The following is an 11,947-nucleotide window of genomic DNA, read 5'->3' on the forward strand; positions in this document are numbered from 1 at the left end:
GCTCCTCTTTGAGTTGGTCCGGGCTCAACACGCCCGGCAGACCAGCAATTCCATCCTAACTATATGTATGAATCGGATATTTGTCACCCCTTCAAACCACACCCTGCCAACACCTCGTGGCGGCAGCACGCCGGATGACGTCAAGCAGCTCGTGCAACCGCACCGCGTCGTCGAAGTCGGGGACGTCACCATCTGAGGTCCCGGCCGCTATCGCCCGGTACATCCGCCGCACGCTGGCAGCGGGCCCGGCCAGCGGATCGCCGTCAGCGCCAGGCGGTTCCTCGGGGGCCGGCAGGACAGACCGCTCCCCCGAACTGCGCGTCTCGACCAGGCTCAACCGTGCCATCTGTATCTGGCCGTCGGGGCTATCCGGCACAATCTCCAGTGTGCCCTCCGAGCCATAGACCGTCATCAGGGGCATCCCGGTCGCATGCACACCCAGAACAAACAGTCCAGACAATGTCGCCCCGCCTGCGAGCGCTCCTTGGATGGCCACCTGGTCGGCCGCGGTCTTGGTTATCCAACGATTCTCGCCTTCGATCGCCACCTTCGGCGTGGCCACGCCAACCTTCGCCAATATCCCGGCGAGCCGCCCGACCGCGAACTCCACGGCATCAAGGGTGTGCGCGGCACGCACGGTCAGCGCCGACAGCCCGTTTCGCTCATCGGCAACCCACTCCTTGCCGGGCGCCAGCACCGGCGCGCCATGACCCATGCCGGCTGACAAGACATGCACGGCCAGCACGCGGCCGACTCGGCCCCCGTCGACCAACTCGCGAAGTAGCCGAACTGCGGGTTGCTGCCGCGCCTGCAGGCCGATGATGTGGCGGACGCCGGCCAGCACCGCGTGATCCCGCAGGATCTTGGCTTGCTGGGTATTCACCCCGAGAGGCCACTCGCAGTAGACGTCCTTCCGGGCTGCCAGGGCGGCCGTGACGGACTCAAAGTGCTTTGTGACTTTCACAGCGACAGTTACGAGGCCGACGTCGGTGTCAGCCGCGAGAGCGGCGGCACTTGTATGGGCGCGTCGTGCACCAAATCGTTGGGCCGAGGCGTCCGCAGTAGCTCGTCGCGTTGTTGACACCGCGCGAAGCGCCACTCCAGGTGTCGCCAGAACGGCTGGAATGTGCGATTCCAGGGCCCATCCGCCGCTGATGCTGGCACCGACAATTCCGACACCGAGGTCGCCAGTCACGGACGGGGCGTTTCGTGACCCGACAGCTGGCCGGCCTTCAGCCCACCCATATACCAGTGACCGCTGCCCTCAACACCGAGACCATGGCTGAGGCCCTCGTTGAAATTGCGCCGGAACCCGATCGAGGCCGCGGCCTTTGCGTAGCGCAGCATCGCCACGTCTCGGCGCGCCAGATCCCTGGCAATCTCCCAGGCACGGTCCATGAGCTTCTCTGCGGGCAGTACCTCGTTGATGAACCCGATCTGCTTTCCCTCCTCGGCGCCGATCACGGACCCGGTGAGCAGCCAGTACTTGACGCGGGTGGGCCCGAGCAGTTCACCCCACACCAGGTTCACCCCGTCGCCCGGGATGGTGTCACGCAGGGGAAAGTGTGCCTTGTCGGCAAACTCGGCGTGCTCGGCAGCGAGGACGATGTCGCCCATCACGGGGATCTCGGAATGGATGAGGGCCGGGCCGTTCACGGCCCCGATGATCGGGATTTCGACGTCGTTCAGGTTCCGCAACATCCGGCGCCCCTCCCACCAGATGTAGTCCCAGCTGTGGCGGGTAAAACTCGTCACATCCAGCTCAGTGCAGTACACATCGCCGGTGCCCGTCAGGATGAGCACCTTCGTGGCATGGTTCTTGCCGACCCAATCGAAAGCCTCGGTGAGCTCAGTGTGGGCCTGGGCATCCCAGACGAAGGATCCGCCGTTTGTGTGAAACCGCATTTCGGTGACGCCATTGTCGTGAGTGATGCTGATTCGTTCCCAGTGCGGGTGTTCGAAGGTCATCGACCCTTCCTTTCTATGAAAATGAGTGGCGCAACATCACTTCTCGCCATGAAGATGCCCTCGCGGTCGGGGCGTACCGACGGGGCGATTTGGCCTTCGACACAGCCCCGGGTATGCACGCGGACATCTGGGCCTGGCCGACTTGCCCCGAAAGCCCGGTCCATCAATCCCAATATAGGCATCAGCCACCCAAACTGCTACCCTTGATTATATTCATAGTCATCATTAGACGGTTTTGATTCCATATTCTCGACATCGATGCCGGCTGGCAAATGCATAGGAGCCGAATATGACCATGCCCCACTCTCTCACCCGTACCGGCCTGTCGGGCCAAGTCGCAGAGGCTGTCCTCGACGTCGCGGACAGCTCCCTCGACACCTCCCTGTCCACCGCCGTCAGTGACCGGCTTTTGCACGGTATCGGGGTGGCGCTGACCGGGACCGAGTTCGAGGCCTTTGCTGCGGGTTTACGAGCCGTCTCCTCCGAATCGGGCGCCTCCACGGTATTGGGTCGGCGCAACCGGCTCTCCCCCGCGGCAGCGGCCTTCGTCAACGCCATTGCCGCACACTCGTGCTTGCAGGAAGATTGCGGTCCCGGCGGTTACGTAGAGGGAAGCCACCCAGGCACCTACATCATTCCGGCTGCCTTGGCGGCCGTTGATGCGGCTGGCGTAAGCGGTGAGCGCTTCGCTCGCGGCGTGATCGCAGGCTACGAGGCCGTCAGTATCCTCGGGGAGATCGTTCCGGGCGGCTTGAGCGCCCGTAAGTACCGCCCCAGCGGGATCATGGGTCCATTCGGTGCAGCGACGGCCGCGGCGTACATTTTCGGCGCAGACGCCAATCAGCTTGCCACGGCTTTGAGCATCGCCAGCAACTCCGCGGCGGGCAGCAATCAGGGCTTTGTTAGCGGCACCATTGAGCCCCTTGCCCATGCCGGTCTTGGTGCGAGAAACGGCTTGCTTGCCGCTAAGCTCGCGATGGCCGGCGCCGCGGCAAGTCCGAATGCGCTGGAGGGTCCATACGGCTTCTTCGCAGTGTATGCGGGTGAACAGCCAACCGTCGCGGGTCTGGGCCTCCGCTCCGAGGAGCCGGCCATCACGCGCCTGGGCAGCAAGAAGTTTGCCGTCTGCTTGCAGAATCAGGAAACCCTTGAACTGGCCGGCGAATTGGCCCCGGCGCTAACGGGTGCGACGATCCGCGAGTTGGTGCTTTCCCGGCCTAACACCCCGGCCAACGGCACCGGTAGCGCTGGGGTAGGCGCAGAAGGACCCTTCGAAACCATGCTGCAACGTCAGATGTCCGCACGTTTCACGCTCGCCGCAGCGCTGCTTGGCCGACCGGTTACCGATCCCCGCTACTTCAACGAGGCAGGCGCGGATGCCCAGGCGGCCGACCTGGCAGCCTTGGTGAGCCTGCGTCAAAACGAAGCGGACGCCGTCGAAATCGTAGCCCTGCTCGACGACGGGCGGGAGCTGCGAATCGCGGGCCGGCGCCCCGAAATCCTCCAGCCAGGCTCGGGCCGCATTGATGAACTCTTCCTCGAACGAGCCGGAAAGGTTCTCAACGCCGAGTTGGCCGAACGCATACTGAGCGACATCCGCTCCATCTCTTCAGTCCCAGACGCCGCAGTTATCACAAACGCGTTGCGCGGCTGAGAAGTTCGGACCGTCGACGCCGGTTGGCTGGTGGAAACGCCTCTAGATCTGCAGCCATCAAAAGGCCCCGGAAGGTCTCTGACCTTCCGGGGCCTTCCATCTCAGGCATCGATTCAACCCCTGAATGTACTCCTCCGGAGGCATCAGGGGACGGTCGATATCGTCCCCTGACGACCGTCTGGCCAAGCTCAGTCCGTGTCAGGAATGAGGCCGATGGCGCTCACCGGGCACAGTGACAGGGCCGACTTTTGCTCGGCGGCAACTCATCAACGATTTCCTCACACTGTCGGTGACCTACGCGGACTCGATTTGCGCGGCCAACATAATCGGCATCGTCGCAGTCGTGCCGCCGTCGACCGGGATCGTGTGCCCTGTCACATACCGTGACTCGTCGCTGGCCAGATAGAGAACTGCGAAAGCGACGTCCCAGCCTGTGCCTTCTGTGCCGAGCATGGTGGCCTTCGCGCGTCGGGATCGCATGCGGTCCGTACCTCCTCCATCCCAGCCTTTGAACCCCAGACCCATGGGAATCGCGACATGCCCGGGTGCGACGGTGTTGACCCGTATCGCGCTTTGGCCGTACTCGAATGCCTGCGCCTTGGCCATGGCAATCAGACCGCCCTTCGCCGCCGAGTAGCCGATGCCGCCCCCGGCTCGAAAGCCGGCGATTGACGAAATGTGGATGATGGAGCCGCCGCCGGCCGCCTTCATGTGCGGAAGCACGGCGTCAGACATGAGCTTGGGGGCCTTCAGGTTGAGGGCGATGATGGCATCCCACATCGACTCGAGGTTCTCCTGCTCACCGGGCGCAATGGCTGCATTGTTGACCAGGATGTCGATTCCGCCGAACTCGTCGAGGGCACGGGCCGCCACCGCTTCGCAGTTCGCCTTGACGGTGATGTCTGCAGTATGGACGTAGGCGCGCCCACCGATTCGCTCGATGGCTTCGAGCGTGTGTCGTGCCCGGTCTTCCGAGACGTCCAGTACAACGACGTTCGCCCCCTGCGATGCCAACAACAGAGCGATGTCCGACCCGGTGCCGCCCATGGTTCCGGCCGAACCCGCTCCAGTGACGATCGCTGTTCGCCCCTCTAGTCGTCGGTCCCCCGGCAATTCGGGAATCTCGAGGCTATCGCTGTGCGGTGTCTGGCCGGTGGTGTTCATTCGGGCTCTCCTTTGAGTTCAATGCAATGAATGTAATCGGAAGATCCACTTCGCTACCGGTGACGCCGTCACCGGCAGCGCAGTGGATCTGTTAGATGGTGCCGGCCGCGCGCAGTTCTGCGATGCCGTCCGGGCTGATGCCGAGATCCTCGGCGTAGAAACTGTCGTTGTGCTCACCCAGCGAGGGTGCGGTCCGCCATACCTTGCCGGTGTGGTTGGTGAGGCGTGGGAAAACATTCTGCATTCGCACGGGGCCGAGGTCGGGGTCCTCGATCTCAATCACGTTCTCGCGTTCCCGGTAAGTTTCGTCCTTGAGGATGTCCTCGACCGTGTAGATCGGGGAGGCGACGACTTCGAGACGGTCCATCTCGGCAACACACTCGGCGAGGGTGTGCGCCTTGATCCACTGGCGCACCAACTCGTCGAGCCGCTCACGGTGCTGCACCTGCATAGCCGGGGTGGCGTAGTCCTCCAGGGGTTCGCCCACTAAGGTGGCCACGTTCTGCACCGACCGGGGCGTGCCCGAGGTGACCGTAATCCAGCGGTCGTCCTTTGTCATGTAGGTATTGATGACGGCGGCCGGGGCGGCCGCGAGCTGGTTGCCGGCCCGCGTCGGGTTCTCGCCGAGCTGGTCGTAGAAGATGACCTGCCATTCGACCAGGCGGAAGAGTCCGTCGTAGAGCGCGAGGTCGATCCACTCACCCTGGAAGTCCGGGTCGTTGTTCTTGCGGTAGGCAGCGGCCAGAATCGCGTAGGCGCCCATCAACCCGGTGACGGAGTCGCCGTGGGAGAAGCCCGTGTGCACCGGGGGTCCGTCGGGGAATCCGGTGATGTTGACCACCCCGCTCATCGCCTCGCCCACTTTGCCGAAACCGGGCGAGTTCCGCTTGGAAGACGAGTTTCCGAAGCCGGTGACCTGCAGCATGATCAGCTTGGGGTTGATCTTGTTAAGCGAGGTGAAGTCAAGCTCCCACTTCTCCAGGGTTTCCACGCGGAAGTTGCAGATGACGACGTCCGCCCATGCCGCCAGTTTGCGTGCGAGGTCCCGGCCTTCCTCGGTACGCAGGTTGAGGGTGACCGAGCGTTTGTTGCGGGCCGCCACCTTCCACCACAGGTGCACGCCGTCTTTGGCTGGTCCGGCGTTGCGCTGCGGGTCCCCGCGCCCCGGATCCTCGACGTGCACGATGTCCGCGCCCAGGTCGGCGAGAAGTGTTCCGGCGAGGGGGCCGGCGATGACGTGGGCGAACTCGACGACTTTCAGGCCGCTGAGCGCGCGCTTATCGATTTGAGACATAGTGAGTGCTGCTCCTTGTTGTTTGTGGCCGGTGCGTCGGTGCGCCGGCATTGGTGTCGTGGCTAGACGTTCCATTCCGAGGTCGGTTCGGGAAACTGCTCGACCGCCTGGGGGGCATGCTTGCGATACATCATGAAGGTGCGCTGGTATTCGACGACGGTCTGGCCGTGCTGGTTGATGCCCCGGGTGCGGATTCCGATGATGCCTTGATTCGGGCGCGACTTCGATTCGCGTTTGGAGGTCACTTCGCTTTCGGCCCACAGGGTGTCGCCGGCGAACACAGGATTGGGCATGGAGATCTTGTCCCAGGCGAGGTTCGCCATGGCGTTCTCGCTCGTGTCTGCCACCGAGAGCCCCACCACGATCGACAGGGTCAGGCACGAGTTGACGAGCGGGGCCTTGAACTCCGTCTTCGCGGCGAACTCATTGTTGAAGTGCACCTGGTTGGTGTTCATGGTGAGCAGGGTGAACCACGTGTTGTCTGTCTGCTCGATGGTGCGCCCCAGACGGCTCCGGTAGACGTCTCCCACCTCCATGTCTTCAAAGAAACGTCCGCGCCACTGTTTGGGTGCCATGACGGTGTCGGTGCTCATAGGTTCTCCTTAGTAAGTGGACGGGCGGGGATGCCCGAGATGGTCAGGGTGCGCTGAGCCCTGCGCAGTACTGGTAGGTCGACAAACTTCGTTCCCACCGTCGCGACACCACTGCCGTTTCTCTGGGCCTGCTCGTACGCCTCGACAACGGCGAGGGCGTGCACAATGTCCTCCTCACCCGGGGTGAAGGCGTCCTTGACGGCGCCGAGTTGCCGGGGGTGGATGCAGGCTTTCGCGGTGAAGCCCAGGCTGCGTGACCGCGTCGAGGCCGCAACAAGTCCGTCGTCGTCAGTCACGTCCAGATGCACGACGTCGATTGGCCCCTCAATCCCTGCGGCAGCCGAGGCCATCGCCACCCGCGACCGGGGGTAGAGCAGGTCGAGTTCGTCGGCGCGCAGCTCGCTCCCGACGTCGGCCGCAAGGTCGGCCGAACCGAGCATGAGGCGTACGACGCGAGGGTCGGCGGCGACACCGGGCGCCTCCTCCACACCCTCGGCAGTCTCGACCAGCCCGATGACCGGTGGGCACGCCCGAGGCAGGAGGCCCAGCATGCGCCGGGTCGCTTTCGGGACCATGATGGCGTCCAGGGCGGCGCCGCTGAGCACTTCCAGGTCGGAGACACCCCAGGCCGTGTCGGGTGCGTTGATCCGGACGATGATCGCCGGACCGCCTTTGGTGCGGGCGTCCAGGATCTCGCGGGTGCAACGACGGGCGTCACTTTTCGCTTGGGGTGCGATCGCGTCTTCGAGGTCGAGGACGACGGCGTCGGCGCCGCTCTCGAGTGCCTTGTTCACCTTTCGTCTGTCGTCGGCGGGGACGAATAGTAGCGTGCACAGACCCTCGCGCATGATTTACTCCCCGGCCCTTCGGGCTGGACGCTCCGGGCGCGCGGGCCTCTCCGGGCGGACACGGCGGGGACTGCAATACACTGAGCCGTCGCGGACATCAATCTGGTAGGCGCCGAGTCGGCCTTTGAGCGCACCGCCCACGCTGGCACCCGTTCGCAGGCTGAACTCGTATCCATGCCAGGGGCAGGTGACGACCTCGCCCTCCTGGGCGAAACGGTACTCGTTGCGCTCCGACGGCTCCATCGTGCCTTTGATGGCGCCATCACACATGTTGGCGGCCTGGTGCGGGCACTTCGAACCGATCGCGAAGACCCCGGCGAGGGTGCGCACCACGCACACCTCGCGGCCGCCGATCTCGACGCTCCGGAACTCATCCAGGACCATGTCGTCGTACTCGCACACGTACTCGAAGTCGTCTACCGGGGGGCCGGCGACCGGGTCCGTTCGACGCACGGCGTCGAGCGTGACGGGCTGGGATTCGCTCATGACGTCACCGCTTCAACGCGGTGGAGCAGGGCAGCCCCGTTGGCGAGAACGAGGGCGCCATCGTCCGGGCCTAGCTGCTTGATGACGTCCCCGGGAGCATCCCCGTCGAAAGGACTGTGCGAGCCGAACACGATGCGGCTCCGGAGCGCGTCGGTGGTGAAGTGGCGCTCCCAGTCGCGGTCCATAGTCGCTTCTTTCAGGGGCCAGGTGTTCAGCCAGACCTGCTCGAGGACATACTTGCTGGGTGCATGTTTCACCCATGGAACGTCGTAGCGGAACGTGCGCCATTCGCGGTCGATCCGCCACAGCAACGATGGCAGCCAGCCGAAACCGAAACCTGAGAAGAGGAACCGGACGGTGGGGAATTTCTCAAAGGTGCCCTCGAAAGCGAGACTGGTGATATTGGATTCAGCCAGCTGCGGCATGAGCACCTGACGGCTGAGGGCGCTGTAATGGACGCCTCCGCCAAGCGGCTGGGCACCGGCGTAAAGGCCCTCGACACCGCTGAAATGCACGATGATGGCGAGTCCGGTCTCGGCAGCCGCCTGGTAGATCGGGTCGTAGTGCTTGGTTCCAAGCAGGCCGGCCCCGAGCGGGAGAGCGATGGCACCAAATACGTGCTCGGCGGCCCGGCGCCGGATTTCTGCCGCAGACCACCCCGGATCCCCTGGCTGAACAACGATGACTGGCACGTTGTTGCCCGAGGACCAGTTGTCGCGGGCTAATGAGTTGAAGCCGGACAGGAACTCGGTGGCGGCGACTCCGTCGGCCCACCCGTTCACGGTGAGCGCCTGGTGTGGCATCAGGAGAACCTTGTCCGCCCCGGGCAGTGCGGCGGCAGAGACGGGTTCGTCGCCGAACCTGCTAGACACGCGTATGTGATTGCTCGCCTCGGTCACGGAGCCAAGGAACTCTTTGCGTTCGAAGTGCTTTTGCCAGGACTTGTCCAAGTACGCGAGCACGTCGCGGTAGTCAGTGACGGCGACGTGCCTGTCAGTGTCGATGATCATGGTTAACTGTCTTTCCTGCAATGTCATGGCTCAGAGCGTGACCGCGGTACGGAAGATCTTGTCGCCGAACACACCGAGTGCGTTTTCGTAGCACACGGCGCGACGCAACCTTTCGGGGATTTTGTTGTGCAATACGAAGAAGGGGTCGTCGGTGTCGTAGTGGGGATAGTCGGAGCTGAAGAGCAACACGTCCGAGACGCCGGCGGGCGAGAAGAGGGCATCCAGTTCAGCCTGGGTCTCAACCTCATCGAGAGGCTGGGTGGTGAACGTGATGTGTTCGCGAATGTACTCGCTCGGCTTCTTCTGGATCCGCAGCGCGGCACCCGGGTCGCGCTCCCAAAAGAGGTCGAGGCGGTTCATCAAAGAAGGCAGCCAGCTGAAGCCCCATTCCACAAAGATCACCTTGAGGCTGGGGAACATCTCAAACGTTCCATTGACGATGAGGTCGGCGACGTTGGCCGCACCGACCTGGGTGAGCACCGAGTGCCGCTCACCATAAGACCGCGGCACGCCGCCTGCAGGTCCCTGGGAGAACGTGTAGCAGCCCTCGGACCCACTCTGGTGGACGGCGATGGGCAGCCCGGCTTCGACGGCCGCCTCGTAAATCGGGTTGTACCAGGAATCCCCCAGCATCCGCTCCATGACGAGCAGCTGCACGGCGACAACACCAGGCGTACCTGCATGGCGTCGGATTTCCGCTGCGGCCTGGGCAGGATCGTGCGGTGAAACGGTGATGGCGAGGCCGAAGCGGGGGTCACGGTTGATCCAGGTCTCAACGAAGTAGTCATTGGTGGCGTTGACAAAGGCGTTCGCGGCATCAATGTCACCCCACGCGGTGGTGCCGTACGGCTGTTGCGGGAGCAGGAGCGCCGTAGTGATGCCGTACGGGTCCAGGTGCCGTTCAATGACGAGTTCCGGGTCTGACCCCGCGGGACCCCCGTCGGCGGGGTAGGCGTCCAGCCGCTGCGTGTCGGCAGGATGGTTGTACCGGTCGCGTGCCCGGGCGTAGGTACGTACGCCACGCTCCTCGAAGTGTCGACGCCAATCCGCCGTCAAATACGCATAGAAGTCTTCGGTGGTGCGCGCCATCGGATGCACATCACAGTCCACGATGGGATCCCTGCCGGGTGGATTCAACGCCGTTGTCATGATCTCAACCTCCGTGATTAGTCTATGATCATGATTATATTCAAATGGTAGGGAATTGCAATCATCTGAGGTGCTCGTCCAACGGCGAACGGTCTCGTGTGGGGATCATGCTCGCTATCTGAAAGAAGGAACTGATGAGCCTGCCGTCGATTACCTTCACCGGTCACGCCCAAAAAGAAGCGTGGCAGAACAAGGTGCTGCCTCCCGTGGAACAGATCTGTGAGGACGTGTGGTCCGTCCCGGTTCCGTTCCCAGGTAGTCCGATGCGCTATACCGTGAGTTACCTGCTCGTGGGGGACGGTGACGTGGTGCTGATCGATCCGGGCTGGGACAGTGATGCCGGTCTGCGGCTGGCAGGCCTTGGCCTCAGCGACCTGACCGGCATTGTGGTCACCCACTATCACTCGGACCATCTGGGAATGGCAGCCCGCCTGCGGGCGGCCTCGGGAGCCTGGGTTGCACTAGGCGACCTGGAAGTGCGCCGGCTCAGCGCCTGCGAGGATCTTGACCTTGTCCTGCACAACGACCGCGAGAAGATGACTTTGTGGGGCGTTCCAGCAGGCAGGCTGTCTGAAGTGGCCATGGACAAACCCACCCTCGTCCATTTGCAGGACCTCGCGGATCCGGATCTGCGGCTGACAGACGGCAGCCTGGTGCCCGGCAGGGGGCTCGACCTGAAGGTGGTCACGACTCCCGGCCATTCACCAGGGCATATTTGCATGGTCGACGAGACGCATAGCCTGATTTTCAGCGGGGACCATGTCCTGCCGCGCATCTCCCCGCAGATAGCCCTGGAACTGCCAGGGCCGCCTAACCCGCTTGCGGACTATTACGATTCACTGGACCTGATCGCGTTCGAGGACGAGATGGAGGTCTGCCCTGCGCACGAGTACCGGTTCAGCGGCATGCAGCGGCGGGTGGCAGAGCTAGTGAAACATAACCGCGAACGCTCCGCCGAGGTGCTGAGAGTGCTCGACAGGCACCGGGCCGAAACCGTATGGGACATCGCCCGCCACTTGACGTGGTCCCGTGGCTGGGACTCCCTGCAGGCCGTCTCGCTGCGCCTGGCGGTCTCCGAAACTGCCAGCCACGTGGTGTACCTGCGCTCACAAGGCCATGAAATCAACGTGCCTGTGACAGAGCCACGCCTGGGTGCGCTTCGTTGACGCCCTTCGTGTAGGGGTCGGCGGCGGGAGGACATCATTGAATGGCGGCTCGCCCCCGGCACCGTCCTCGCCGAAGTGGAACAATCCGAACGCCCGGGCGTGTCCCGCACACCCGTCCGGGAGGCGCTGAGCCGGCTCAGCGCGGAAGGGCCGACGACGGCGGCAGGCGGCCGCGGCGTCGTCGTCAACGATATCTCCCTGGACGGACATCGACGAACTCTTCGAGCTGCGCGAAACCCTGGACGGCAAGGCTGCCGCCCTCGCCGCCGTGCGCGGTGAACGCCCGGTGTTCGAGCAGCTCTATGCCGAGCTCCTCCGGGCCCCGGAGATGCTCCGCGACAGCGCGTACATTTTCAGCTGGCGATTGTTTGAGCATTCTCGGTGGCGGGCACTAGCGATTTGATTTGAGTTCAGCCCTGAGTATCAGTTGTTCCGGGGATACCCTCAACTCGAATCCGCTTGCTCGCTCCAATAGGCGGCGGGGGCCTGCTGCATCGGCTGCGATCCAGGCAATGGTCGAGTCTTCGGTCGCCGCGTCTATGATGCCGGTTCGTGCCAGAGCTCCTCGGAGCCAAACTTGGACTTCGGCTCCGGGGAGTCTTCGCCAGTTGTCGA

11 protein-coding genes and 1 pseudogene are annotated in these 11,947 nt (G+C 63.7%); 3 read left to right on the top strand and 9 right to left on the bottom strand.

Features of this window, described 5'->3' with window-relative positions:
• Positions 1-91: 91 nt before the first annotated feature.
• Positions 92-1,195, bottom strand: a complete 1,104-nt coding sequence (locus OW521_RS01300; protein ID WP_268022270.1) for a Gfo/Idh/MocA family protein — start codon at positions 1,193-1,195, stop codon at positions 92-94.
• Complete coding sequence (locus tag OW521_RS01305) at positions 1,192-1,968, bottom strand: enoyl-CoA hydratase/isomerase family protein (protein ID WP_268022272.1); 777 nt, start codon at positions 1,966-1,968, stop codon at positions 1,192-1,194. The genes OW521_RS01300 and OW521_RS01305 overlap by 4 nt, the downstream gene beginning before the upstream one ends.
• A gap of 289 nt (positions 1,969-2,257) precedes the next feature.
• Between OW521_RS01305 and OW521_RS01310 the strand changes: the two genes are divergently transcribed.
• Positions 2,258-3,622, top strand: a complete 1,365-nt coding sequence (locus OW521_RS01310; protein ID WP_268022274.1) for an MmgE/PrpD family protein — start codon at positions 2,258-2,260, stop codon at positions 3,620-3,622.
• 294 nt (positions 3,623-3,916) lie between these two features.
• Here OW521_RS01310 and OW521_RS01315 read toward each other — a convergent pair whose 3' ends face one another.
• The 7 genes from OW521_RS01315 to OW521_RS01345 form a co-directional block, all read right to left on the bottom strand.
• Positions 3,917-4,786 (bottom strand): SDR family NAD(P)-dependent oxidoreductase, encoded by an 870-nt coding sequence (locus OW521_RS01315; protein ID WP_268022276.1) that lies wholly within the window; start codon positions 4,784-4,786, stop codon positions 3,917-3,919.
• A gap of 91 nt (positions 4,787-4,877) precedes the next feature.
• On the bottom strand, positions 4,878-6,080 hold the full coding sequence (locus OW521_RS01320; RefSeq protein WP_268022278.1) for a CaiB/BaiF CoA transferase family protein: 1,203 nt from the start codon (positions 6,078-6,080) through the stop codon (positions 4,878-4,880).
• A 62-nt stretch (positions 6,081-6,142) separates the two neighbouring features.
• Positions 6,143-6,673: a MaoC family dehydratase gene (locus OW521_RS01325; protein ID WP_268022280.1), complete on the bottom strand. Its 531-nt coding sequence runs from the start codon at positions 6,671-6,673 to the stop codon at positions 6,143-6,145.
• Entirely contained in the window at positions 6,670-7,467 is a 798-nt protein-coding gene (locus tag OW521_RS01330) for an HpcH/HpaI aldolase/citrate lyase family protein (RefSeq protein ID WP_268022282.1), read from the bottom strand. Before OW521_RS01330 ends, OW521_RS01325 begins: the two co-directional genes overlap by 4 nt.
• Positions 7,468-7,524: 57 nt before the next feature.
• The gene (locus OW521_RS01335; RefSeq protein WP_268022284.1) at positions 7,525-8,007 is read right to left on the bottom strand and encodes a Rieske (2Fe-2S) protein; all 483 of its coding nucleotides are present in this window, start codon (positions 8,005-8,007) and stop codon (positions 7,525-7,527) included.
• The gene (locus tag OW521_RS01340; RefSeq protein WP_268022286.1) at positions 8,004-9,017 is read right to left on the bottom strand and encodes an amidohydrolase family protein; all 1,014 of its coding nucleotides are present in this window, start codon (positions 9,015-9,017) and stop codon (positions 8,004-8,006) included. The genes OW521_RS01335 and OW521_RS01340 overlap by 4 nt, the downstream gene beginning before the upstream one ends.
• Before the next feature lie 30 nt (positions 9,018-9,047).
• The gene (locus OW521_RS01345) at positions 9,048-10,166 is read right to left on the bottom strand and encodes an amidohydrolase family protein (RefSeq protein WP_268022287.1); all 1,119 of its coding nucleotides are present in this window, start codon (positions 10,164-10,166) and stop codon (positions 9,048-9,050) included.
• Positions 10,167-10,300: 134 nt separating this feature from the next.
• Between OW521_RS01345 and OW521_RS01350 the strand changes: the two genes are divergently transcribed.
• A complete protein-coding gene (locus OW521_RS01350) occupies positions 10,301-11,332 on the top strand; it encodes an MBL fold metallo-hydrolase (RefSeq protein ID WP_268022289.1) in 1,032 nt (343 codons plus the stop codon).
• Positions 11,333-11,365: 33 nt separating this feature from the next.
• A pseudogene (locus tag OW521_RS01355) lies at positions 11,366-11,666 on the top strand (GntR family transcriptional regulator); the annotation flags it as partial.
• Between the last annotated feature and the right edge of the window lie 281 nt (positions 11,667-11,947).

Origin of the sequence: Arthrobacter sp. MMS18-M83 (genome assembly GCF_026683955.1) — a bacterium.
In the GTDB taxonomy this organism is placed as follows: Bacteria; Actinomycetota; Actinomycetes; order Actinomycetales; family Micrococcaceae; genus Arthrobacter.

What these genes read in the sequence shown, in the direction of transcription:
- OW521_RS01315 (WP_268022276.1), bottom strand. Translation starts at nt 4,786, where the DNA reads ATGAACACCACCGGCCAGACACCGCACAGCGATAGCCTCGAGATTCCC.
- OW521_RS01310 (WP_268022274.1), top strand. Translation starts at nt 2,258, where the DNA reads ATGACCATGCCCCACTCTCTCACCCGTACCGGCCTGTCGGGCCAAGTC.
- OW521_RS01340 (WP_268022286.1), bottom strand. Translation starts at nt 9,017, where the DNA reads ATGATCATCGACACTGACAGGCACGTCGCCGTCACTGACTACCGCGAC.
- OW521_RS01335 (WP_268022284.1), bottom strand. Translation starts at nt 8,007, where the DNA reads ATGAGCGAATCCCAGCCCGTCACGCTCGACGCCGTGCGTCGAACGGAC.
- OW521_RS01320 (WP_268022278.1), bottom strand. Translation starts at nt 6,080, where the DNA reads ATGTCTCAAATCGATAAGCGCGCGCTCAGCGGCCTGAAAGTCGTCGAG.
- OW521_RS01325 (WP_268022280.1), bottom strand. Translation starts at nt 6,673, where the DNA reads ATGAGCACCGACACCGTCATGGCACCCAAACAGTGGCGCGGACGTTTC.
- OW521_RS01305 (WP_268022272.1), bottom strand. Translation starts at nt 1,968, where the DNA reads ATGACCTTCGAACACCCGCACTGGGAACGAATCAGCATCACTCACGAC.
- OW521_RS01345 (WP_268022287.1), bottom strand. Translation starts at nt 10,166, where the DNA reads ATGACAACGGCGTTGAATCCACCCGGCAGGGATCCCATCGTGGACTGT.
- OW521_RS01350 (WP_268022289.1), top strand. Translation starts at nt 10,301, where the DNA reads ATGAGCCTGCCGTCGATTACCTTCACCGGTCACGCCCAAAAAGAAGCG.